Below are 23,539 nucleotides of genomic sequence, written 5' to 3' on the forward strand. Positions count from 1 at the left end.
CTTCTCGGAAACGGAAGGCGGCGCCGGGTTGCCCTGGCCCTCGCTCGCTCGTCTCTGGGGAGGTTCGGCGGGGCGGCCAGTTCGTCGGCGCCCCGTCGGTGAGCGGCTGTCTAAGGGTAGCCGGCTCGACTGTCAACACGTCGGGATCCGGGCGAGCGGGCATCGCCGCCCGCCGGCACCCTCGTGGACTGGCAAAGGTATATCCCGGTCGGAGATGGGACGGGCGCGTGGAGCGTCAAGCGTCGGTCGGCGGCCACGTCGGCGGGGGTCTCCCGGCGCGTGGCCCGGCGGGCGGGCAAGGCCTATGACGGTCCCCGCGCCCCGGAGCGGCCGGGCGAGGAGGATGGGCATGAGATCGATGACGCTGGCGACCCTGCTGCTCGGCCTCGGCCCGGCTTTCGCCGGAGAGGGGGCCCGGGTGGCGCTGCCGACCGTCGATTACGCCAACACGCGCTACTCGCGCCTCGACCGGATCACACCGGACAATGTCGGGCGGTTGAAGGTGGCCTGGACCTACTCGACGGGCGTGCTGCGCGGGCACGAGGGCGCGCCGCTCGTCGTCGGCCACATCATGTATGTGCACACGCCGTTCCCCAACACGGTGACGGCCCTCGACCTGAACCAGGACGGCAGGATCCTGTGGCGCTACGCACCGCGGCAGGATTCGGCGGTGGTCGCGGTGATGTGCTGCGACACGGTCCATCGCGGCCTCGCCTACAAGGACGGGCGGGTGTTCCTGCAGCTCGCCGACACCACCGTCGTGGCGCTCGAGGCCGAGACCGGGCAGGTGCTGTGGTCGGTCAAGAACGGCGATCCGGCCCGGGGCGAGACCAACACCGCGGCGGTGATGCCGGTGCGGGACGCCGTGATCGTCGGCCTGTCGGGCGGCGAGTACGGCGCGCGCTGCCACGTCACCGCCTACGACCAGGCGACGGGCCGGCGGCTCTGGCGCGCCTACGCCACCGGGCCGGATGCCGAGATGCTGGTCGATCCCGCGAAGACGACGGAGCTCGGGCGCCCGGTCGGCCCCGATTCGTCGCTGAAGAGCTGGGAGGGCGAGCAGTGGAAGACCGGCGGCGGCTGTGCCTGGGGCTGGTTCTCGTACGATCCCGGCCTCGACCTCGTCTATTACGGCACCGGCAACCCCTCGACCTGGAACCCGGCGCAGCGGCCGGGCGACAACCGCTGGGCGATGGCGATCGTCGCCCGCGACGCGACCACCGGCGTGGCGCGCTGGGTCTACCAGATGACGCCGCACGACCAGTGGGACTACGACGGCGTCAACGAGATGATCCTGACCGACCAGGAGGTCGAGGGGCAGAGGCGCCGGCTCCTCACCCATTTCGACCGCAACGGCTTCGGCTACACCCTCGACCGGGCGACCGGCGCGCTGCTGGTGGCCCAAAAGTTCGATCCGAGCGTGAACTGGGCCAAGCGCATCGAGCTCGACCCCGCCTCGCCGGCCTATGGCCGCCCGGTGGTGGACGAGCGCTACGCCCCGGGCACGACCGGCGAGGACGAGACCGTCATGGGCATCTGCCCGGGCGCGCTCGGCGCCAAGAACCAGCAGCCCGCCGCCTACTCGCCGGCGACCGGCCTGTTCTACGTGCCGACCAACCACATGTGCATGGATTACGAGCCGTTCCACGTCACCTACACGCCGGGACAGCCCTATGTCGGGCCTATGTCGGGGCGACGCTGACGCTGCATCCGCCGCCGGGCACCGACCGGACCGGCGCGTTCATCGCCTGGGACAATCTCTCGGGCCGCATCAAGTGGTCGATCCCCGAGCCGTTCTCGGTCTGGTCGGGGGCGCTCGCCACGGCCGGCGGGGTGGTGTTCTACGGGACCCTCGAAGGCTACCTGAAGGCGGTCGACGCCGTGACGGGACGAGAACTCTACCGCTTCAAGACGCCCTCGGGGATCGTCGGCAACGTCACCACCTACATGCATGACGGCCGGCAATACGTGGCGGTGCTCTCCGGGATCGGCGGCTGGGCCGGAATCGGGCTGGCCGCCGGGCTCACCGACCCGGCCGAGGGCTCGGGGGCGGTCGGCGGCTACGCCGCCTTGTCCCAGTACACCGCCGCGGGCGGGCAATTGACGGTCTTTGCCTTGCCCGAACCCTGACGCGGAGCGGCCGGACGCCTTATTCTCTCGGGATCACCGACCGGGAGGGTCTTCGATGCGGATGAGGTTGGTGCTCCTGGGGCTGCTCGCCGGCCCGGCCGCCCTGGCGCAGCCGGCACCCGAGGCGCCGCCCGCGATGGCCGAGTGCCTGGCCGGCCTCGTCGCCAAGGCGCGGGAGCAGGGGGTGACGCCGACCCTGGCGGAGGCGCAGCTCTCCGGGCTCACCGCCGATCCGGACGTCGTCGCGGCGACGGGACGCCAGGCGGAGTTCGAGAAGCCGGTCTGGGCCTATCTCGACGCCGCGGTGAGCGAGGAGGCGGTGACCGACGGCCGGGCGAAGCTCGTCTCGGAGGCGCGCCTGCCGGCGGTCGAGGCATCGACCGGCGTCGACCGGCACGTGCTGGTGGCGATCTGGGGCATCGAATCGGGCTACGGCAGCGTGCTCGACGATCCCCGCAAGGTCCGGCCGGTGGTTCGCTCGCTCGCCACCCTCACCTGCGCCGGGGGGCCGCGGGTCGGCACCTGGACCGAGGAGTTGGTGGCGGCCCTGCGGATCCTCGATCTCGGCCGCACCAGCCCGGACCGCCTGACCGGCTCCTGGGCCGGCGCCATGGGCCACACCCAGTTCATGCCGACGACGTACCTGCGCCACGCCGTCGATTTCGACGGCGACGGCCGGGCCGACATCTGGACCTCGGCGCCGGACGCGCTCGCCTCGACGGGGCAGTACCTGCGGACCTTGGGGTGGCGGCCCGGGGAGGGCTGGGGCGGCGAGGTGCTGCTGCCCTCGGGGTTCGACTATCGCCTCGCCGACGAGACAACGATGCGGACGCTGGCCGAGTGGCGCACCCTCGGGCTCGCGCCGGCCGGCCGGCCGATCGGCGCGGACGGCGATACCGCGCGCCTCGTCCTGCCGGCCGGCGCGAAGGGCCCGGCCTTCCTGCTGCGCCCGAACTTTTCGGCGCTGCTCGGCTACAACGCCGCCTTCTCGTACGCGCTGGCGGTGGCGCATCTCTCAGACCGGCTGCGGGGCGAGCCGGGCTTCGTGCGGCCCTGGCCCCGGGACGACCGGCCGCTCGCCCGCGACGAGCGGCGGGAGATCCAGGCGCTGCTGGAGGGGAAGGGCCATCCGGCCGGCGGAGTGGACGGGCGGATCGGCCCGCGCAGCCGGGCGGCGATCCGCGCCTGGCAGGCCGAGGCCGGGCTCGTGCCCGACGGCTACGCCGATTCCGGACTGCTCGACCGGCTGCGCGCCGGGCGCTGATCCGGCGGCGGCGGCACGATCGCGATTCGGCTCCAACGCACGATTCGGCCCGTCGGTCCCAGCGCGATCGACGCGAAGCGCCTGACTCCTGTGGAGAAAAGGTTGTCGACTCCTGAATCGGAGGGCCCGGGGCTTAACGCTTGACTCCCCGTCCACCGAACCGGCCAAACTACGCTCACAAGCTCGGATGAGGCTGGAAAGCGTAGATGTCGAAGGCTGCCGAAAGTCGAATCGCCGGGCGGAGGTCATCCTCCGCCGCGTCGTTCGATGCCGTGATCGCGGCCCATGCCGACGCGCTGTCGCGCCAGATCGGCGAGGTGCGCGAGCGCCTCGGCCCTCCGGCGGCGCGGCGCGAATTGCGGCGCTTTCCCACCGGCGAGGCGGCGCGCCTCATCGGCATCACCGACGCCTACCTGCGCCAGCTGATCCTGTCGGACGAGGGGCTGGAGCCCGAGAAGGGCCCGGCGGGCCGGCGGCAATTCACCCTGGCGCAGATCAACGACGTGCGCCGGCACCTGGCGCGGACGCGGCCGGGCTACCTGCGCCACCGCCGGACCGGCGAGCACCTGCAGGTCCTGGCGGTGACGAACGTCAAGGGCCGCTCGGGCAAGACCACGGTGGCGGCGCACCTGGCGCAGTACCTGGCGCTGCAGGGCTACCGGGTGCTCGCGGTCGACCTCGACCCGCAGGCGGCGCTGTCGGGGCTGTTCGGCTGCCGGCCGGAGCTCGACGTCGGCGTGAGCCAGACCCTCTACGGGGCGGTGCGGCGCGACGGCGGCGAGCGCCCGCTCGGCGAGATCGTGCGCCCGACCCATTTTCCCGGCATCGACCTCGTGCCCGGCCATCTCGAGCTGATGGCCTGCGAGCATGGGGGCCCGCTCTCGGCGGCGATGCCGGAGGGCGCGGTCGGCCGCGTCGCCGAGGCCCTGGCGGGGGTCTCCGGCCGCTACGACGTCGTCGTGGTCGATTGCGCGCCGCAGCTCGGGGTCCTCACCCTCGGGGCGCTCTGCGCGGCGACCGGCATCCTGGTGACCGTGCAGCCGCAGATGCTCGACCTCGCCGGCATGTCCGGCTCGCTGCGGATGACCGCCGACCTGCTCGGCGCCGTGCGCGAGGCCGGGGGTGACCTGCGCCACGACTTCCTGCGCTACCTCGTCACCCGCTACGAGCCGAATGACGGGCCGCAGACCCAGATCGTCGGGCTGTTGCGGGCGCTCTTCGGCGAGCAGGTGATGACCCATGCGGTGCCGCTCGCCTGCGCGATCGCGCAGGCCGGCGCCTCGGGTCGGACCCTCTACGAGGCCGGCCGCGAGGGCGCGACGCGCCAGGCCTACGACCGGGCGGTCGAGGCGCTGGATGCGGTCAATGCCGAGATTGCCGGCGAGATCGTCAGGGCCTGGGGGAGGGCGGCGTGAGCCGGGCTTCCTCGTCCGCCAAGATCTTGGGCAAGATCTCGGTCAAGATCTCGCTCCGGTGAGAATCAGGCCACCCGGCCCGGTTTAACCCCGCCCCAGGCGGTTCCACTCACGCAAACCCAGAAAGGATCGATCCGGCAAAAGAAAAAGGCCCCCGAAGCGACGCCCCGGAAGCCCTTCTCTTAGTGCCTGGCAGCCTGAGAGAATCAAATCCGGCACATTCTGTCAAGCGTGGCGCCGATTCGGCGAACCCTTTTCTGTTGCCTGACGACAGGCACAGCCATGTCCCAGACCCAACCGACGACGCCCTTCGGGCGGCGGCCGTTGTCGCTCGCCATGATGGCGGCGCAGGCGGCGGCGAAAGCGTGCCCGGACGAGGCCGCCAGCCACAAATGGCGGACCTTCCGCAACCTGACCGAAGCGAAGGCCCGCCTCGGTATCGGAGACCGGGCGCTCGCCGTCCTGTCGGCGCTCCTGAGCTTCCACCCCGAGACCGCCCTGACCCCGGGCGCCGACCTGGTGGTGTTTCCCTCCAACCGTGAATTGTCGGTGCGCGCCCATGGCCCGTCGCCGACGACGCTTCGGCGGGCGCTGACGCAGCTCGTCGAGGCCGGCCTGGTGATCCGCCGCGACAGCCCCAACGGCAAGCGCTACGCGAGGCGCGGCGAGGGCGGCCGGATCGAGCAGGCGTTCGGCTTCGACCTCGCGCCGCTCGTCGCGAGGGCCGCAGAGTTCGAGGCGCTGGCCGGCGAGGTGCGGGCGGCCGCCAAGGCACGGGCGCTCCTGCGCGAGGAGATCTCGCTCCTGCGCCGCGACATCACGAAGATCGTCGCCTTCGCCCGCGCGGAGGGGCTGGCAGGCGCCTGGGACGCGGTCGAGGCTCATCTCGCGGGAGAAGGCGCGATGCCGCCGCGCTCGGCCGGCAACGCGGCTCTGGCCGAGATCGCCGGCGGGTTGCGGGATTTGCGGGCGGAAGTGGATAAGTGCCTGGCGGAATCGCTGGAATTCGGAAAAACGGGCGCCAGTGAGTCCCAGATCGGCTGCCACCATCAGAGTTCAAAACCTGAGTCTTTCCAGAATCTTGAACGGGGTTTGCGGGGACAGGAGACGGATCCCGGGGAGACCGGACCCGACACCGTGGTGCCGCCGACGCGGGTGCTGCCGTTGAGGCTCGTCCTCGAGGCCTGCCCGGATGTCGGGGCTTACGCCCGGCACGGGATCGGACATTGGCGCGACCTTCTCGGCGCGGCGTTGCTGGCGCGGGCGAGCCTCGGCATCGGACCGACGGTCTGGACCGGGGCGGTGGGCGTCATGGGCGAAGAGACGGCGGCAATCGTCGTCGCGGCGATCCTCCAGCGCGGGACCGCCATCGCGGCGCCGGGAGCCTACCTGCGCGACCTGACCGACAAGGCGCGGGAAGGACGGTTCTCGCCCTGGCCGATGGTGATGGCCTTGTGGCGGGCCCGCCAGGAGGTCATCGCACCCGCCGACGTGCCGTTCGCGGGTCGCCTGTCCGAATCGGCGAGAGGTCCGGGGCGGCGTGCCGGACCGGAGCGATCGTGGGGATGAGCGGCCGGACGCCGGATAATATGTTGCGCTCGCAACTTCATATAGGGTGCAAACCCGCTCAAGCGCCGTGGAGGCGAACGCGAAGCCGATGGACCGCCTGAACCTGCTCGCCTTCTCGCCGTTCCGGCTCAACCGGCTCGCCAGCGAGTTCAGCAACGCGCTGGCCGCCGACTACGCGCGGTTCGGGATCGACATCCCGGAATGGCGGGTGCTGGCGACGCTGGGGCAGCACGCGGAGCCGCGCAGCGCGGCCTACGTCGTGCGGTGCACCCGCACCCACAAATCGCGGATCAGCCGGGCTGTCGGGCACCTGATCGAACTCGGCCTGGTCGCCCGGCGGGAGAGCGGCGACGACCGGCGCGAGATGATGCTGGAGCTCACGCCGCAGGGGCGCCAGACCTATGCCGAGCTGGTGCCGATCCTGCTCGCGCGCGAGGCCAAGCTCCTGTCCGGGCTCAGCGAGGCGCAGAGGCGGGATTTCGACCGGCTGCTCGGGGCGCTGGAGGAGTCGCTCGGTCTGGTGCGGGAAAGGGAGGAGTGAGCGCGGCGCGCTACCGCAGGATCGCGTCGATCCGCGCCACGTAGGCGGTGAGGGCGACGAAGACCGCGATCGTCAGGGTGTTCCAGGCGAGGATGCGGCCGCGGTCGACCAGGGTACGGGCCTTCACGGCGGCGGGCATGGGAAGTGCTCCTCGTAGTGGTGTTCCGGCCGGGCGCGACGCCGTGCGGCCCCGGGTGGTCCTGTGCGGTGCATTCAAGCCGTGCCGGGGATGGACGTCAATGAACGCGCTTCCCAAACTCCGCGCGGCACGGAGAAGAAATTTGCCGCCGAACGCCTGTTGTAAAGAACGATGTGCTCCCGAGGCCGGCCCTGGACCCGGAGCGGCAAAAATCGTTTCCTTGGTCGCGGGGGTGGACCGGTAACTCGCCCGGGCGATGACTGCCGCATCGAGAGCCGGAACACCGGCTGCAGGTAACCGTTTCCGCTGACGCAGAGGCGCTTCCGGCGTCCTCGACATTCAGCGAGACCCGCCACGATGCAGTCGCCGATTCGGTTCGATCCCTCTCTCGAGGTCGTCCAGCCCGACGAAGAAGAGGTGCAGGCTGAGATGATCCGGGTCTTCCGGAAGATCCAGGAGACCACGCTGGAGGATTACGGCCACGCGGTGCGCGGCGTCCACGCCAAGAGCCACGGCCTCCTGACCGGTCGGCTGACCGTGCTACCGGGTCTTCCCCCGGCGCTGGCGCAGGGGCTGTTCGCGGCGCCCGGCTCCTACGACGTCGTCATGCGGCTCTCGACCAACCCGGGCGACATCCTCGACGACAGCGTCTCGACCCCGCGGGGCCTTGCCGTGAAGGTGATCGGGGTCTCCGGCGAACGGCTCCCCGAGGCCGAGGGCGAGACCCAGGACTTCGTGCTGGCGAACGCTCCCGCCTTCACGGCGCCTGACGCCAAGGCGTTCCTGAAGAGCCTGAAGCTCCTGGCCGCCACCACCGATACGCCGCAGGTGTTCAAGAAGGTGTTTTCCGCCGCGCTTCGCGGGCTCGAAGGGGCGCTCGAGGCGGTGGGGGGCAAGAGCGCGACGCTGATCAGCCTCGGCGGCCATCCCGAGACGCATATCCTCGGCGAGACCTTCTACAGCCAGGCGGCCCTGCGCTGGGGCGATCACGTCGCCAAGGTGGCGGTCGCTCCAGTCGCGCCGGCGCTGACCGCCCTCACGGGAGCGTCGCTGAATGTCAACGGCAAGCCGAACGGCCTGCGCGAGGCGGTCTCGGAGTTCTTCCGCGCCCACGAGGGCGTTTGGGAGCTGCGGGCCCAGCTGCTGACCGACCGCGAGACGATGCCGGTCGAGGATGCCTCGAAGCCCTGGCCGGAGGAGGCGAGCCCCTACGTCCCGGTGGCGCGGATCACGATCGCGCCGCAGGAATCGTGGAGCGACGAGAAGGTCCGGCGCCTCGACGACGGCCTCGCCTTCAGCCCTTGGCACGGCCTGGCGGCGCATCGGCCGCTCGGCTCGGTGATGCGGGCGCGCCGCGCCGTCTATCCGAGCTCGGCCGGATTCCGGGCGGAGCACAACGGTTGCCCCATCCATGCGCCGACTCGCGCTTGAGGAGACCACCATGGTTTTTCCGTCCCTGACCGCCGGCTACGCAGCGGTCCTGGCCCTGCTCTTCGCCGGGCTGTCGATCTGGGTGATGGCGCGGCGACTCTCCGCCAACGTGCTGCACGGCGACGGCGGCGATGCCGTGCTGCTGCACCGCGCCCGCTCCCAGGCCAACTTCGCCGAGTACGTGCCGCTGATCCTGATCGTCGTCGGGCTGCTGGAGGCCCATGGCGGCAGCCGGGGCCTGGTCCACGGCCTGCTCGCGGTGCTGCTGGTCGGCCGGGTGCTGCACCCGTTCGGCATGACCGCGCCGGCGAACTCGCCGCGCCAGTATGCCTGCCGCGGCGGCGGCATCCTGGCGACCTTCGCGGTGCTGATCGTCTCCGCCCTGGCGCTGCTGCTGCGCCTGTCCTGACGGATAGGCGGCCCCGGCGCTCAGGCGCCCGGGGCCTCGGCGGCGAAATCGAGCCGCACCACCGTGCCGGGGCCGCCCGCATAGGTGAGGGTGCCGTCGAGCTGGGCCGCGAGCCCTTGCGCGATGCGCAAGCCGAGGCTCCGGCTCGCCTCCGGGTCGAACCCGGCCGGGATGCCGCGCCCGTCATCCGCGATGGTGAGCGCCATCCGGTCCGGCGCCGTCGCCTCGATCCGGATCGTGATGGAGCCGCGGGCACCCTCGGGAAAGGCGTGCTTCAGGGCGTTGGTCACCACCTCGACCACGAGCAGCGACAGGGTGGTGAGCCGCGTCAGGTCGAAGCGCACCGGCGGCACGTCGACCAGGCAGACGATGTTGCGGGCCCCCGTCGCGTCGAGGAGGTCGCCGCAGAGCTCCTGCAGGTACTGGCCGACCGGCAGGGAGATGCGGCTCGGGTCGTAGAGCCGCCGGTGGATGCGCGAGATCGTCTCGAGGCGGATGCGCGCCTCGTCGAGGGCGGCGAGCGCCGCCTGCGGGTCGTTGCCGACCCGGCGCTTCTGCAGGGTAAGGAGCGCCGCGACGAACTGCATGTTGTTCGCCACCCGGTGCTGCAGCTCCTGGAACATGGTGCGCTGCTGCTCGTAGAGCCCGGCCGTCACGGCGCGCTCGTGCCGCAGCCGCACGCTCGCCGTGTGCATGATGTGGATCAGCCCGATATCGACGGCGACGATGAAGACGTAGAAGGCGAGCGCCAGCCCCGACTGCGCCGAGAGGATGAACCCCGTGCTCGGCGGCAGGAAGAAGTACCAGGCCGACAGCCCGCTCAAGGTGGCGCAGGTGATGCCGGCCCGCAGGCCGCAGAAGAACGTGGTGAGGATCACCGCCGGGAAGAAGGTCAGGTAGGGAAAGCCCGGCGGCAGCACGTCGTCCACCGCCAGCCGCAGGCCGAGCGCCGCCGCGGTCGCGCCGAGCGCGACGAGGTCGCCGAGCCAGGCCCGGGCGCGCAGGCGCTCGGTGGCCTGGAGCGCGGTCCAGAACCAGCTGCGGCGCACCGTCGGAGCGGTGGATACCGGGGCAGTCGTCGACTTGGCCGTTGACAGCGGGATGACTCCTCGATCGAGTCTCCAACCTAGGGCGATTCTCCCGCCACACGCCACGGATCGCCGCGGAATCGGGCGATCCGCGGCCGATCTCCGGTCACCGTGGCTTCGCTGCCGCTGTCGCGGCGGGGACGAGCGTGCCCGCCCCGCCGCCGGTCGCCGGCCCGTGCGGGGTGGCTCGCCCTCCCGCTTCGCCGCTCAGCGCCGCCGGATCGGCGCGCCGCTGCCCGCCTCCGCCGTCACCGTGCCGCCCTCGGCGATCACCTGGCCGCGGCGGAGCACCGTCTCGGGCCAGCCTTTCAGGGTGCGCCCGGCATAGGGCGTGAAGCCGGTGCGATCCTCCACCATGTCGTCCGAGAGGGTGACGCGCTTGTCGGGGTCCCACAGGCAGAGGTCGGCATCCATCCCCACCGCCACCGAGCCCTTGTTCGAGAGGCCGTAGATCCGGGCCGGTGCCGTCGCGGTGATCTCGACGAATTTCTTCAGCCCGAGCCGCCCGCCCGACACCATGGCGTCGAAGAGCAGCGGCAGGCGCATCTGCAGGCCCGGCATCCCGTTGGCGATCTCCTTGAAGGTCGCCCCCGGACCGGCCTTGAGCTTGCCGGTCTCGTCGTAGCGGTAGGGGGCGTGGTCGGAGGAGACGGTCTGGAGGTCGCCGAGATCGAGGGCGCGCCACAGGGCCTCCTGGTCGCGGGCCTCGCGCAGCGGCGGCGAGCACATCCACTTCGCCCCCTCCAGCCCCGGCCGGTCGAGGTCGGATTCGGTGAGGAAGAGGTATTGCGGGCAGGTCTCGGCATAGACCTTGGCGCCCTCGCCGCGGGCCCGGCGCAGGATCGCGGCGCCTTCCTCGGTCGAGACGTGGAAGATCATCACCGGCTGGTCGAGATACTGCGAGAACCGCACCACCCGCTCGAACGCTTCCGATTCCGACAGCCGGGGATGGCTGGCGGCATGATACTTCGGCGCCGTCTTGCCCTCCTTCAGCAATTGCCGGCTCGCGAAGGCGATGAGCCCGTGATTCTCGGCGTGGACGCAGACGAGCGCGCCCACCGCCTTGGCCGCCGCCATCAGGTCGAGCAGGGCCTCGTCCGCGAGCCGCAGGCGGTCGTAGGTCATGAACGCCTTGAGCGAGAGGTGGCCCTCCTTCGCCAGCGCCGGGATGTCCCGGCTCAGGGCCTTCTCGGTCGCGTCGGCCACGATCAGGTGGAAGGCGTAGTCGATCACCGCGCCGCGCGCGGCCAGCGCGGTGTAGTCCTCGACGACCTTCGCCAGATCCATCCCGACATGCTGGGCCGCGAAGGCGACGACGCTGGTGGTGCCGCCGAGCGCCGCCGAGCGGGTCGCGCTCTCCCAGGTGTCGGCGTTCATCAGCCCCGAGGCCGAGAGCTGCTCGATATGGGCGTGGCTGTCGATTCCGCCCGGCAGGACGAGCTTGCCCCGCGCGTCGATCTCCCGCCGTCCCGGGGCGAGGTCGAGGCCGATCGCCGCGATCCGGCCGTCCAGGATGCCGAGATCGGCGGAGAAGACGTCGCTCGCGGTGGCGACGGTGCCGCCGCGGATCACGGTGTCGAAGGCGGGCTCACTCATACAAACGCTCCTCGTCCGAAACTTGCTAGGCTGAAGGTCTGACACATCAGGGGGCCACCATGACGGCAGACCGGCGCATCCTCGTCATCAACCCGAACTCGAACGAGGCCGTCACCCGCGGCCTCGATCACGCGCTGGCGCCCCTCGCGCGGCCGGGCCTCGCCATCGACTGCCAGACGCTGGCCGAGGGGCCGTTCGGCATCCAGTCGCAGGCCGATGTCGAGCAGGTGGCCTTGCCCCTGCGCGACCTCGTGCGGCGCGAGGCGGCGGACGCGTACGTCATCGCCTGCTACTCCGATCCCGGCCTGCACGTCTGCCGCGAGGCGACCGACCGGCCGGTCCTCAGCATCGCGGAATGCGGGATCCTGACCGCGCTCGCCCGGGCCGACCGGTTCGGCGTCATCGCGGTGGCCAGCCGCTCGATCCCGCGCCACCTGCGGGCCCTGCGCCAGATGGGCGTGAGCGAGCGGCTGGCCGGCGAGCGGGCGCTCGAGATGACGGTGGCCGAGACCGCGAGCGGCCCGGACACGCTCGCCCGGATGATCGCCGTCGGCCGCGACCTGCGCGACCGGGACGGGGCCGGGGTCATCGTGATGGGCTGCGCCGGCATGGCGGTACACCGCCGCGGCCTGGAGCGGGAGCTCGGCATCCCGGTCATCGACCCGACGCAGGCCGCGGTCGCGATGGCGATCGGCATCGTGGCGCTCGCCTGAGGTCGCGCCGCCGGGCTTCACTCGGGCAGCACCACGCCGGTCTGGGCGGTGATGCGGCCGTAATGTTCGGGTCGGCGGTGGCGGGCGAAGTCGAAGATCGTCTCCTTGCCGAACCGGGTCTCGTCGAGGTCGCAGGCGGCGACGATCACGCCGTCGGCCTCGCCGGGGAGCTCGGCCACGATCTTCCCGTTCGGGTCGACGATCAGGGTACCGCCGGTGAGGTGATGACCGTCTTCCGATCCGGCCTTGGCCACCGCCACCACCCAGGTGGCGTTCTGGTAGGCGCCGGCCTGGACCGAGAGGCGGTGGTGGAACAGCCGCTCCTCGATGCCCTCGGCGTTGCGCTGGCTGTTGACCGAGGGGGTGTTGAAGCCGAGCACCACCATCTCGACGCCCTGCAGCCCCATCACCCGGTAGGTCTCGGGCCAGCGCCGGTCGTTGCAGATGCACATGCCGAGGATGCCGCCGAGCATCCGCCAGACCGGGAAGCCGAGGTCGCCCGGCTCGAAGTAGCGCTTCTCCAGGTGCTGGTGGGTGCGCTCGGGGTCGAACTCGTCGTGGCCGGGCAGATGGACCTTGCGATACTTGCCGACGATGGCGCCGTCGCGGTCGACCAGGATCGAGGTGTTGAAGTGCCGGCCCTCCGGCGTCAGCTCGGCATAGCCGAACGACATCGCCATGCCGTGCTGGCGCGCCCGGGCGAAGAGCGGCGCGGTGGCCGGGCCCGGCATCTCGCGCTCGAACCAGGGGTCGGCCTCGGCGCGGTCCGCGTGGTACCAGCGTGGGAAGAAGGTCGTGAGCGCCAGTTCCGGATAGACGATCAGGTCGGCGTCCTGGCTTTTGGCCTCGTCCATCAGGGCGATCATCCGGGCGACGACGCTGTCGCGGCCCTCGGCCTTCTGAATGGGCCCGAGCTGGGCGGCGGCGGTGCGGATCACGCGCATGGTAAAATGTCCTACGAGTATCTGTCAGACGATGTTTGAGTGCGGGGGCATCCTGCCCACGGCCTCATCCTGAGGTGCCCACGAAGTGGGCCTCGATGGAGGGCTCCAGGGATCGCCGAGACAACTGGAGGCCTCCTTCGAGGTCAGTCCATCTATGATGGACTGATACTTCAGGACGAGGTGCCGGATGGGAGATAAGTCCCCTGAGTGCGGACGCCTCACGCGGCCGGCTCCGCCGCGAGCCCCCGCGGCTGCCCCGGCCGGAAATGCGGGATCGCGGCCAGCAGCTCCCGCGTGTAGGCGGTGCGCGGACTGCGGAAGAGGTCGCGGCTGACGCCCTCCTCGACCACCCGCCCGCCCTGGAGCACCAGGGTGCGCTCGCACATCATCCGCACCACGTTGAGGTCGTGGCTCACGAACAGGACGGCGAGCCCGTCCTCCCGGCGCAGGTCGTCGAGGAGGCGGAGCACCCCGGCCTGGACCGAGACGTCGAGGGCCGCCGTCGGCTCGTCGAGGACGAGGAGGCGCGGCTTCACGGCGATCGCCCGGGCGATGCCGATGCGGGCCTTCTGGCCGCCCGAGAGCTGGTGCGGGAAGCGGTCGAGGAGGGCCGACGGGAGGCCCGCCCGCTCGGCGCTCTCGATCACCCGGAGGCGCAAGGGTTCGCCCCGCAGGGGCGTCAGGCGCCTGAGCGGATGGGCGATGCAGTCGAAGGCCGAGAAGCGCGGGTTGAGGCTGTCGGTCGGATCCTGGAACACGATCTGGATCGCGCGCCGATGGGGCGAGCGGTGGAAATCGCGGGCCGGAATCGTGCCGATCGACTCGCCGTCGAACAGGATCTTCCCGGCGCTGGCATCGAGGAGCCGGCAGATCATCCGCGACGTGGTGCTCTTGCCCGAACCCGATTCGCCGACGAGACCGAGGCTCTCGCCCTCGCAGAGCGAGAAGGACACGTCCTCCACCGCCATGGCGCCGCCGAACATCTTTCCGAGTCCCTCCACCGCGAGGAGCGGCGGGGTGCCGGGGGCGGGGGCCGGGCGCGGCCGGGCCGGGGAGCGAGGACTCTCCGGCACGAGGTCGGAGAGCGTCGAGGTCGGGGTCGGCGAGGCGGCGACGAGGCGCTTGGTGTAGGGGTGGCGGGGCTTGGCGAACAGAGCCCCCGGCTCGCCCTCCTCGACGAGGCGGCCCTGCTCCATCACGGCGATGCGGCCGCAATACTGCGCGGCGAGGCCGAGATCGTGGGTGATGAGGATCATCGCCATGCCGCGCTCGGCGGTGAGCCGGGCGACGAGATCCATCACGGTCTTCTGGGTCGTCACGTCGAGGCCGGTGGTCGGCTCGTCGGCGATGAGAAGCGCCGGCCGGCAGGCGAGCGCCAGCGCGATCATCACCCGCTGGCACATGCCGCCGGAGAGTTCGTGCGGATAGGCATCGAGGCGGCGCGCGGCGTCGCGGATGCGCACCGCCTCCAGGCTCTCCAACGCTCGCTCCTTCGCCTGGACCTTCGACAGCCCGCCCGCCATCAGCACGTCGGCGAGCTGGCGGCCGATCGGACGGATCGGGTTCAGCGCCGCCCGCGGATTCTGGAAGATCATCCCGATCGCCTGGCCGTGCGCCGCCCGGAGATCCGCCGCCGCGAGCCGGGTCACGTCCTGGCCGCGGAAGCGCACGCTGCCGCCGGTGATGCGACCGGCCCGGTCGAGGAGGCGCGCCGCCGCGAAGGCGGTGACGGACTTGCCCGAGCCCGATTCGCCGACGAGGCCGAGGCTCTCGCCCGGCGCCACCGAAAGCGAGACGCCGCGCAGGGCCTCGACCGGGCCGCGCCGGGTCGCGAAGGTGACCCGCAGGCCCTCGATCGAGAGAAGGGGAGGCTGCATCAGGTCCGCATCCGGGGATCGAGGATGTCGCGCAGGCCGTCGCCGAGCAGGTTGAAGCAGAGCACCGCCAGCATCAGGGCGAGGCCCGGGAAGGCGACGAGCCACCACTTGCCGGTGGTGATGAAGCGCGCGCCCTCAGCAACGAGGATCCCCCATTCCGGCGTCGGGGGGCGCACGCCCAGCCCGATGAAGGATAGGCCGGCCGCGTTGAGGATCGCCCAGCCGAGGTTGAGCGAGATCTGCACCGCCATGGCCGGGAGCACGTTCGGCAGGAGGAAGCGCAGGACCACCGCGAGGTGGCCCTCGCCCCCGGCCCGCGCCGCCTCGACGTAGCCGGCATCGCGCCTCACGTTCACCTCGGCCCGGGCGAAGCGGATGTAGAACGGCAGGTTGATGATCGCGGTGGCGATGACGATGTTCTCGACCCGGTTGCCGAGGGCCGCGACGAGCGCCATCGCCAGGACGAAGAGCGGGAAGGCCATCAGCACGTCGACGAGGCGCCCGACCACCCGGTCGAGCCGGCCGCCGGCATAGCCGCTGACCCCCCCGATCACCGCGCCGAGCGCGAAGGAGAGCCCCACCGCCGAGAGCGCGATGGCGAGGTCGAGCCGGGTCGCCTCGACGATGCGGCTCAGCACGTCGCGGCCGAGCTGGTCGGTGCCGGCCCAGTGCGCGGCGCTCGGCGGCTGGAGCGCCACCGAGACGTCGGAGGCGACGGGATCGTAGGGGGTGAGCCAGGGGCTGAAGACGGCGACGAGGCAGAGCAGCGACGCGCCGGCAGCGGCGACGGCGGTCAGCGGATTCTCGCGCAGCACGTAGGCAGCGTGCCGCAGGGTGCTGGGCGGGGGCGCGAGGGTCGGGGAGACGGCGTTCATCGGGTTCCTCGCATCCGATCACTCGATGGAGACGCGCGGGTCGGCGAGGCCGTAGAGCACGTCGACCGTGAGGTTCACGACGACGAATAGGCTCGCCATCAAGAGCACGAAGCCCTGGACCGGGGCGTAATCGGAGGCGAGCAGCGCATCGAGCGCGTAGGAGGCGACCCCGGGCCAGGAAAACACTTTCTCCACCAGCACGTTGGCCCCGAGCATGGCCGAGAAGACGATGCCCGCGATGGTGAGCACCGGCAGGATCGCGTTGCGCAGCGCATAGGTCACGATCACCCGCCGCCGCGGCAGGCCGAGCGACCGGGCGGTGCGGATGAAGTCGCTGCCGAGCACGCTCAGCATCGCCGCCCGGGTGATGCGGGCGAGCGGCGCCAGCACGAACAACGCCATGGTGAGCGCCGGCAGCACCAATTGCCCGGCCGCGGCGCGAAAGCCCTCCCAGTCGCCGACGAGCGGGAAGTCGATCAGCAGGAAGCCGGTGATGTCCGGTGGGCTCGCCGCGAACACGTCGACGCGGCCGGTCGGGTCCGGCGCCACGCCGAGCAGGTAGTAGAAGACGTAGATCAGCAGCAGCCCCGACACGAAGGTCGGGACGCAGACACCGAGCGCGCAGAGGAAGCGCACGGCGTGATCCACCGCCGAGCCGGGCCGGAGCGCCGCCGCGATCCCGAGCGGGATCGCCAGCGCGAGCGCGATGACAAGCGCCGAGACCGTCAGTTCGAGGGAGGCCGGCAGGCGCTGGCGCAGATCCGCCAGCACGGGCTGGCCGGTCGTCATCGAGCGGCCGAGCTGGCCGCGCGCCACGTCGCCGAGATAGCGCACCAGCTGCTCGGGCACCGGCTTGTCGAGGCCCATCTGGCGGCGGATCTCCTCGATCTCCGCCTTGCCGGCATTGGGCCCGGAGGCGAAGAACACCGCCGGGTCGCCGGGCAAAACCCGCATCAGCAGGAAGGTGAAGACCAGGACGCCGAGAAGTGCAGGCAGCGAGGACAGGAAGCGCCGCCCGGTGCGCCGGGCGATGCCGGAGGCGGAGGCCATCCTACTTCCTCGACAGGTCGCGGTAATCGACCTGGCGGTGGAACTGGTAGGTGTAGCCCTCGACGGATTGGGCCATCACGGCGTCCTGGTTCGGCTGCCAGATCGGGATCTGCGGCATCAGGGCGAGGTGGCGCTTGTTCAGGGCCCGGGCCTCGTCGTCGTACTTCGCCGGATCGCGCTCGAACCGCGCCTTGGCGGCGAGCTCGTTGATCTCGGGATCGTCGATCGAGCTGTAGTTCCAGCGCTGGTTGCCGGTGTAGAAGTTGCGGTAGAAGTAATCCGGCGAGGGCAGCCAGGCGACGATGCCTTCCGTGAAGAACGGCAGCTTCTTCTCGCTCACCTGCGTCGACATCTGCGCGTCGGGCAGCTTCTGGATCTCGACCTTGACGCCGATCTTTTCGAGCGATTCGCGGATCAGCGCGGCCATCGGCTCGGCGGTGGCGGCCTGGCCGACATTGAAGCTGAAGGTGGTCGAGAACCCGTCCGGCAGCCCGGCTTTCGCCAGCAGCGCCTTGGCCTTGGGCAGATCGAGGGTCACCGGCTGGGCGACGGGGAAGACGGGGGCCGGATCGCCCTCGCCCCAGGTCGCACCGAAGAGCGGCTTGCCGCGGCCGAACAGGGCGGCCTTGAACATCGAATCGTAGGGCAGGGCGTAGGCCAGCGCCTGGCGCACCTCGACCTTGTCGAAGGGCGGCAGCTTCGTGTTGAAGGAGATCAGCGTCACCGCGTTGAATTGCGGCGTGGCGATCACCTTCAGCTTGCCCCGCTCCTTCAGCGCCAGCGCGTCGTTGGCCTGGAGGTCGATGACGATGTCGGCGTCGCCCTTCTCGACGAGGTTGGCGCGGGTCGCCGGATCGGGAATGGTCTGGGCGATGATGCGCTTGAAGCCGGCGGGCTTGTCCGGCGCGGCGCCGGTCCAGTCGGCGTTGCGCTTCAGCACCACCTGCTCGCCGGGCTTGAACACGTCGACGCCGTAGGCGCCGCTGCCGACGGCGTGGTCCTTGAGCCATCCTTGCGCCCACGGGTCCTCCGGCGTCGCGTGCGACTTCGCGACCTTGGAGTTGATCACGATGGCGTAGACGGTGGCGAGGTTCGGGAGCGCCAGCCGGTCGGGCTTCGGCAGCGTCACCTTGAAGGTGTGGGGATCGACCACCGCGAACTGGTCGGGGCTCGTCAGCGAGCCGGTGAGGAGCTGCGGCGCAGCCAGCGACTTCGCCGAGACGGCGCGGTCGAGCGACCATTTCACGTCGTCGGCCGTGACCGGGGTGCCGTCCTGGAACTTGGCGTCCTTGCGCAGGTAGAAGGTGAGGGTGAGGCCGTCGGGGCTGACCTCATAGCGTTCGGCCAGCTCGCCGCGCACCGAATCGAGGTCGAACACCCAGTTGTCGCCGAGCTTCTTGCGGCCGAAGGTGACGAGGCGGTCGTAGGTCGAGAGGCTGATCGCGAAGGCCTCGCGGGTGGTGCCCGGCATGGTCGGGTCGAGGGTGTTGACCGCGGCCCCCGTGACGTAGCGCAGGGTCTCGGCCCGGCTCTGGGCTCTCGCCGGCCCCGCCACGACGAGGGCCGTGAGCAGGGCCGCCGCGAGGCCGCCCGTCCGCATGCTGGTCTTCGTCACGCCGGTTCCTTCCCTGCATCCCCGATCCGGTCGGCCTACTTGCAAGGGCCGTTCCAGCGAGCGTCATTCGAGACCAGGCACGAGCCGGGAGCAAGAGCTAACACGAAGGCTCAGCGCAGCACCGCCTGGGGTACGTCGTACGCCTGGAAGTCGGTCCAGTGGCGGTCGAGATCGGCGGTGAACAATCCCCGGGTCAGGCCCGAGACGAGGCGCGGCACCGCGGTCGTCATCGCGTTGATCGACGAGCCGGAGGGGCCGTGGCTCACCGTGGAGGCGATGCCGAACAGGTGGATGTTTCCGATCCACGGCGTCAGGCCGGGCTCGCGCTCGGTGAAGGCGTAGTCGCCGCCGAGATACGGGTAGGCGGCGAGGCGCTCGTCGCGTTCCTCCGGCGGCGGGGCGTAGCGGTCGCCCCAGGTGGCGATGTTGTGGGCAAACGCTAACAATTCGGGCCGCGCCGCGTAATCGACGGTGATGCCGGTGGCCGCGATCGCGAGATCGGCGGTCACCGCGCCCCGCGGCGTGTCGAGGACGACCGCGCCGCCGTCCATCCGCGCCGCGCGGATGGGGGCGCCGGGGAGAAACCGAAAGGCCGGGTGCCGGGCGCAGCGGTCCCAGGTCGCCTGCGGAAAGCCCTCGCGCAGGCCCATCACCGCACTCATGAAGCGCCAGCGCCAGGCGTCGTCGAGGTCGCCGAGATGGCGCAGGAAGCCCGCGAAGGTCAGCCAGCGATAGGGCTGCACCACCTGCGCCTCGGCCCGCCGGCACAGCACGGTCACCGCGGCGGCGCCGGCTTCCAGCGCCGTGGCGGCGTTGTCGAAGGCCGAGGCACCGGCGCCGATCACCGCGACGCGCTTGCCCGCGAGATGCGCGAAGTCGATGGCGTCGTCGGTGCGGGCGACGCGGCCGGCCGGCAGGTCGCGGAGTGCGTCGGGCAGCGCCCAGCGCCCGGCGCCCTCCTGGCCGGTGGCGAGCACCACCTTGCGGGCGTAGCGCACCGTGCCACTCGAATCCGTCACCGCCAGGAGATCGCCGGCCGGCGCGATCCCGGTGACGGTCACGCCGTTCTCGACCGGCACGCCGGTGGCGTCGCGCACGAAGGCGAGATACGTGGCCCAGTCCTCCCGGGGGATCAGGTCCAACGCCTCCCAGGCGGCCTGCCCGTAGCGGGCCTCGTGCCAGGACTGATAGGTGAGCGCCGGCAGGCCGAGATCGGGTCCGGTGAAGTCCTTCGGGCTGCGCAGGGTGCGCATCCGCGCGTAGGTGAGCCAGGGGCCCTCGAAGCCTTTCGGTGCCCGGTCGAGCACCAGGATGTTGGTGACCTGCGCCCGCATCAGCCCGAACGCGATGGCGAGGCCGGATTGCCCGGCCCCGACCACGATCACGTCGTGGGCGGGTTGGCCGTCCGGGCCGGTGCGGGGGGTGAGCCAGGGCGCGCGGGGATGGGCCGTGCGGGCGATCTCGTCGCGGACGCGGAGCCGAAGAGCGTCGAGGGACATGCAAAACCTTCAGGCGGAGAGCCAGCCGCCCTCCACCGGCAGGGCGGCGCCGGTGGTGAAGGAGGCGGCATCGCTGGCGAGATAGAGGACGGCGCGGGCGACCTCCTCGGGCTGCCCGAGGCGCTTCATCGCGTGGCGGGCCTCGGAGGCCGCGCGGGCGGCGGCCGGGTCGGCGGCGCGGGCGAAGCTGCGGGCGAGAAGCGGCGTCTCGACCGCGCCCGGCACCACGGCGTTGACCCGGATGCCGTCAGCGGCGAAGTCGAGCGCCATGGTGCGGGTGAGGCTCAGCACCGCGCCCTTGGCGGCGATGTAGGCGCTGTTGCCGCGCCCGCCGGCGAGCGCGAGCTGCGAGGCGACCGTGACGATCGCGCCGCCGCCGCGGGCCCGCATCACCGGCACCGCTGCCTTGGCCCACAGCCAGGTGCCGCCGACATGGGCGCGGAACACCGCGTCCCAGTCCGCGGGCGCGGTGGTCTCGACGGTGCCGCCGACGGAGAAACCCGCCGCCGTCACCAGCACGTCGATGCCGCCGAGGGCCGCGACGATCGCCGCGGCGTCGGCGGCGACCGCCCCGGGATCGCCGACATCCGAGGCCCGGGCGAGGCCTCCGATCTCCGCCGCCACGGCCTGCGCGGCCGCATCGTCCCGGTCGATCACCGCCACCCGGGCGCCGGCCTCGGCGAGGAGCCGCGCCGTCGCGGCGCCGATCCCGGAGCCGCCGCCGGTCACCACTGCGACCTTGCCGTCGAACCTCATGGGACATCCTCCCGCGCTTCGTGCCAGGCCTGGAACGCATCGGCGGAGGCGTCGCATCCATGGGCGGCCTCCCAGCCGAGCTCGTCGCGCAGCCGGTCGGTCGCCAGCGGCGGCCGGTCGGTGTCGCCGTGCAGCGTGATCGTCGGGGCCTCGCCCGGTGCGGCGAGGCGGCAGGCGAAGCCGGCCTGTGCGAGCCGGGACCGCGCCAGCCGCTCGCCCCAGGCCAGCACCGGCCAGACGACGGGGCTCGACACGTTGTAGAGCCGGGAATCCAGGCGCGGCGCGTGGAGGATCCGCGCCACCGCGGCGGCGGCGTCCGGGGCGTAGAGCCAGTCCCGCAGACCCGGCCGCGGCAGCAGGGCCGGGGTGCCGGCCCGCGCCGCCGCCCAGATCTGCGCCTGCGGGCTCAGGGTATCGCGAAACGACGTGTCGCGCTCGAACGGGCCGAACACCGCGCTCAGGCGCACGCTCACCCCGTCGAGTCCCCAATGCCCGCAGAGCCGCGTCAGCACGGCCTCCGAGGCGAACTTGGTGACGGCGTAGAGGCTCTCGGGCCGCGCCGGCAGGTCCTCGGACAGGCGCTCGGCTCGCGTCGCGCCGTAGGCCGCCGCCGAGGACAGGTTCACCACCCGGCGCACCCCGGCCCGGCGGCAGGCCTCCAGGATCGGGACGACCGCCGAGAGATTGACGGCGAGGATGGATGCCGGATCGGCGGCCTCGCGGGCGGCGTCCGCCGTCACCGCGGCGGCGATCGCCACCGCGTCGGTGCCCGGGCGGATCGCCGCCGACAGGGCGGCCGGATCGGTCACGTCGCCGGGCACGAGGTCGAGGCGGCCGGGCGGCGCGGCGAGCGCCGCGAGGAGCGCCGGCGGAGGCGGGGCCCGGTCGAGGAGCCGCACGTCGCCGCCGCCCGCGAGGAGGTGGTGGGCGAGGTTCAGCCCGACGAAGCCGGCTCCGCCCAGGATGACGGTGGTCATGGGGTGGAAGAGCTCATGAGTTGGAGGTCCTCACCGGGCGAGGAGTCCCTTGGGGCGAGGAGTCCCTTGGGGCGAGGGCGCTCGCGCGGCCCGCGATGCGTCTGCGGACGAGGTGCCGGCATCGAGCCTCCCGTGATCGGTTCGGCGCAGCACCATGCACGAAGCAGGCCGACCGGCGGGTGGCCCCGGCGCGTCCCCTGTCATGAAACCATCATGCCGTCCGGCCAAGAGGTTTCCGGATTCAGCCGACGCGAAACAGTCGCGGCCCGCGCGCCGTGCGGAGCGTTCGCCGCGGAGCGCCGGGCCGGCCGCGACCAAGCCGGTCCCGAACGGTCGAATTCTCTCAAGCGCCGCGAGTCCGCGAGATGGATGCGCGGCACGAGCCGGCAAGACTGCGCAGCAGAATCGGGGGCAAGGGACATGGTGCAAGACGCGGCCGCACAGGCAGGCCCCGGCCACGCGGGACCCGGAGCCGCGGAGCTGCCCGCGGCGCGGCCCGATTCGGGCCTCGGCGCGCTCGCCCTCGTCGCCTCGTTCCACCAGGTCCCGTGCGAACCGGCCCAGGTCCGCCACGACCTCGGCCTCGGCCAGGCCCCGATGAGCGGCGTCGACGTCGTGCGCGGCGCCCGCCGCCTCGGCCTCAAGGGCCGCCTGCTCCGGGACCAGAAGCCGTCGCGCCTCGACGGCATCCCGCTCCCGGCGATCCTCGAGGTCGACGACGGCCGCTTCGTCGTCCTCGGCCGGCGCCTTGAGGACGGCAAGCTCCGGATCATCGATCCGGTCGCCCGCACCGCCGACCACGTCGAGCCCGAACTGTTCCTCCCGCGCTGGACCGGCACCATCGTGCTGATCGCGCGCCGCGCCAACCTCCAGACCGCGCTCCACCATTTCGGCCTGACCTGGTTCGTGCCGTCGGTCTGGCGCTACCGCAAGCCGCTCACCACGGTGCTGGTCGCCTCGCTGTTCATCCAGCTCTGCGCGCTGATCACCCCGATCTTCTTCCAGATCACCATCGACAAGGTGCTGGTCCACCGCGGCTACTCGACCCTGACGCTCGTCGCCGTCGGCCTCGTGGCGCTCGGCCTGTTCCACGTCGTGCTGCAATACCTGCGCGGCTACATCCTCACCCATACCGCGAGCCGCATCGACGTCGAGCTCGGCGCGCGGCTGTTCGACCACCTGATGCGCCTGCCGCTCGGCTACTTCGAGACGAGGCCCGCCGGCCAGACCGTGGCACGGGTGCGCGAGCTCGAGACGGTGCGCAACTTCCTCACCGGCCAGGCGCTCACCTCGGCGATCGACGTGCCGTTCACGCTGCTGTTCCTCGCGATCCTGTACGTCTACTCGCCGCTGCTCGCGCTGGTCGTCACCTTGTCGATCCCCTGCTACATCCTGGTGGCGGTGTTGCTTCGGCCGGTCCTGCGCGAGAAGACCCTGGAGCAGTTCAACCGCTCGGCCCTGTCGAGCCAGTTCCTGATCGAGTCGGTGGTCGGCATCCACACCGTCAAGGCGCTCGCGGTCGAACCCACCCTCAAGAGCCAGTGGGACGAGCGCCTCGCGGCCTACGTCAAGACCTCGTTCGTCGCCGGCCTCGTCGCCAGCATCGGCCAGAACGCGATCCAGTACATCTCCAAGGTCACGACCGCGCTCG

19 protein-coding genes and 1 pseudogene are annotated in these 23,539 nt (G+C 71.6%); 9 read left to right on the forward strand and 11 right to left on the reverse strand.

Annotated features, from left to right (window positions below):
- The first annotated feature begins 349 nt into the window (after nucleotides 1-349).
- The 5 genes and pseudogenes from V3T34_RS20365 to V3T34_RS20385 all read left to right on the forward strand — a co-directional run bounded on the left by V3T34_RS20365 (nucleotide 350) and on the right by V3T34_RS20385 (nucleotide 6,919).
- A pseudogene (locus tag V3T34_RS20365) lies at nucleotides 350-2,130 on the forward strand (methanol/ethanol family PQQ-dependent dehydrogenase).
- A 55-nt stretch (nucleotides 2,131-2,185) separates the two neighbouring features.
- The gene (locus tag V3T34_RS20370; protein WP_305079600.1) at nucleotides 2,186-3,394 is read left to right on the forward strand and encodes a lytic murein transglycosylase; all 1,209 of its coding nucleotides are present in this window, start codon (nucleotides 2,186-2,188) and stop codon (nucleotides 3,392-3,394) included.
- Nucleotides 3,395-3,600: 206 nt separating this feature from the next.
- Nucleotides 3,601-4,809, forward strand: a complete 1,209-nt coding sequence (gene repA, locus V3T34_RS20375; RefSeq protein WP_305079599.1) for a plasmid partitioning protein RepA — start codon at nucleotides 3,601-3,603, stop codon at nucleotides 4,807-4,809.
- A 282-nt stretch (nucleotides 4,810-5,091) separates the two neighbouring features.
- Nucleotides 5,092-6,378 (forward strand): plasmid replication protein RepC, encoded by a 1,287-nt coding sequence (gene repC, locus V3T34_RS20380; protein ID WP_305079598.1) that lies wholly within the window; start codon nucleotides 5,092-5,094, stop codon nucleotides 6,376-6,378.
- A gap of 88 nt (nucleotides 6,379-6,466) precedes the next feature.
- Nucleotides 6,467-6,919 (forward strand): MarR family winged helix-turn-helix transcriptional regulator, encoded by a 453-nt coding sequence (locus V3T34_RS20385; RefSeq protein ID WP_082742733.1) that lies wholly within the window; start codon nucleotides 6,467-6,469, stop codon nucleotides 6,917-6,919.
- A gap of 10 nt (nucleotides 6,920-6,929) precedes the next feature.
- On the opposite strand, the gene V3T34_RS20390 is transcribed toward V3T34_RS20385, so the two are convergent.
- Nucleotides 6,930-7,058 (reverse strand): hypothetical protein, encoded by a 129-nt coding sequence (locus V3T34_RS20390; RefSeq protein WP_280142827.1) that lies wholly within the window; start codon nucleotides 7,056-7,058, stop codon nucleotides 6,930-6,932.
- A 357-nt stretch (nucleotides 7,059-7,415) separates the two neighbouring features.
- On the opposite strand from V3T34_RS20390, the gene V3T34_RS20395 reads away from it, so the two are divergent.
- On the forward strand, nucleotides 7,416-8,489 hold the full coding sequence (locus V3T34_RS20395; protein ID WP_305079597.1) for a catalase family protein: 1,074 nt from the start codon (nucleotides 7,416-7,418) through the stop codon (nucleotides 8,487-8,489).
- A gap of 10 nt (nucleotides 8,490-8,499) precedes the next feature.
- Complete coding sequence (locus tag V3T34_RS20400) at nucleotides 8,500-8,898, forward strand: MAPEG family protein (RefSeq protein WP_060846062.1); 399 nt, start codon at nucleotides 8,500-8,502, stop codon at nucleotides 8,896-8,898.
- Between the two features lie 20 nt (nucleotides 8,899-8,918).
- Here V3T34_RS20400 and V3T34_RS20405 read toward each other — a convergent pair whose 3' ends face one another.
- On the reverse strand, nucleotides 8,919-9,947 hold the full coding sequence (locus V3T34_RS20405) for a sensor histidine kinase (RefSeq protein ID WP_060846061.1): 1,029 nt from the start codon (nucleotides 9,945-9,947) through the stop codon (nucleotides 8,919-8,921).
- A gap of 246 nt (nucleotides 9,948-10,193) precedes the next feature.
- Complete coding sequence (gene hydA, locus V3T34_RS20410) at nucleotides 10,194-11,582, reverse strand: dihydropyrimidinase (RefSeq protein WP_305079596.1); 1,389 nt, start codon at nucleotides 11,580-11,582, stop codon at nucleotides 10,194-10,196.
- Nucleotides 11,583-11,641: 59 nt separating this feature from the next.
- On the opposite strand from hydA, the gene V3T34_RS20415 reads away from it, so the two are divergent.
- The gene (locus V3T34_RS20415) at nucleotides 11,642-12,295 is read left to right on the forward strand and encodes an aspartate/glutamate racemase family protein (RefSeq protein WP_305079595.1); all 654 of its coding nucleotides are present in this window, start codon (nucleotides 11,642-11,644) and stop codon (nucleotides 12,293-12,295) included.
- A 17-nt stretch (nucleotides 12,296-12,312) separates the two neighbouring features.
- Here the strand turns inward: V3T34_RS20415 and V3T34_RS20420 are convergent, their stop codons facing one another.
- The 8 genes from V3T34_RS20420 to V3T34_RS20455 form a co-directional block, all read right to left on the reverse strand.
- Nucleotides 12,313-13,239, reverse strand: a complete 927-nt coding sequence (locus V3T34_RS20420; RefSeq protein ID WP_091889951.1) for an N-carbamoyl-D-amino-acid hydrolase — start codon at nucleotides 13,237-13,239, stop codon at nucleotides 12,313-12,315.
- 218 nt (nucleotides 13,240-13,457) lie between these two features.
- Nucleotides 13,458-15,116, reverse strand: a complete 1,659-nt coding sequence (nikE, locus tag V3T34_RS20425; RefSeq protein ID WP_305079594.1) for a nickel ABC transporter ATP-binding protein NikE — start codon at nucleotides 15,114-15,116, stop codon at nucleotides 13,458-13,460.
- The gene (locus V3T34_RS20430) at nucleotides 15,116-15,991 is read right to left on the reverse strand and encodes an ABC transporter permease (protein ID WP_305079593.1); all 876 of its coding nucleotides are present in this window, start codon (nucleotides 15,989-15,991) and stop codon (nucleotides 15,116-15,118) included. Before V3T34_RS20430 ends, nikE begins: the two co-directional genes overlap by 1 nt.
- Nucleotides 15,992-16,009: 18 nt before the next feature.
- Nucleotides 16,010-17,041 carry an ABC transporter permease gene (locus V3T34_RS20435; RefSeq protein ID WP_305079592.1) on the reverse strand — a complete coding sequence of 344 codons (1,032 nt, stop codon included), beginning with the start codon at nucleotides 17,039-17,041 and terminating at the stop codon, nucleotides 16,010-16,012.
- Between the two features lies 1 nt (nucleotide 17,042).
- A complete protein-coding gene (locus V3T34_RS20440) occupies nucleotides 17,043-18,641 on the reverse strand; it encodes an ABC transporter substrate-binding protein (RefSeq protein ID WP_305079601.1) in 1,599 nt (532 codons plus the stop codon).
- Nucleotides 18,642-18,766: 125 nt separating this feature from the next.
- Entirely contained in the window at nucleotides 18,767-20,155 is a 1,389-nt protein-coding gene (locus V3T34_RS20445; RefSeq protein ID WP_305079591.1) for an NAD(P)-binding domain-containing protein, read from the reverse strand.
- A 9-nt stretch (nucleotides 20,156-20,164) separates the two neighbouring features.
- On the reverse strand, nucleotides 20,165-20,911 hold the full coding sequence (locus V3T34_RS20450; RefSeq protein WP_331369268.1) for an SDR family oxidoreductase: 747 nt from the start codon (nucleotides 20,909-20,911) through the stop codon (nucleotides 20,165-20,167).
- The gene (locus V3T34_RS20455; protein ID WP_305079801.1) at nucleotides 20,908-21,888 is read right to left on the reverse strand and encodes an NAD-dependent epimerase/dehydratase family protein; all 981 of its coding nucleotides are present in this window, start codon (nucleotides 21,886-21,888) and stop codon (nucleotides 20,908-20,910) included. The genes V3T34_RS20450 and V3T34_RS20455 overlap by 4 nt, the downstream gene beginning before the upstream one ends.
- A gap of 420 nt (nucleotides 21,889-22,308) precedes the next feature.
- Between V3T34_RS20455 and V3T34_RS20460 the strand changes: the two genes are divergently transcribed.
- Nucleotides 22,309-23,539: ABC transporter transmembrane domain-containing protein (locus V3T34_RS20460; RefSeq protein WP_331369269.1), on the forward strand; the 1,231-nt coding region annotated here is incomplete at its 3' end.

The organism is Methylobacterium ajmalii, assembly GCF_036448855.1.
GTDB classification, from domain to species: Bacteria; Pseudomonadota; Alphaproteobacteria; order Rhizobiales; family Beijerinckiaceae; genus Methylobacterium; species Methylobacterium ajmalii.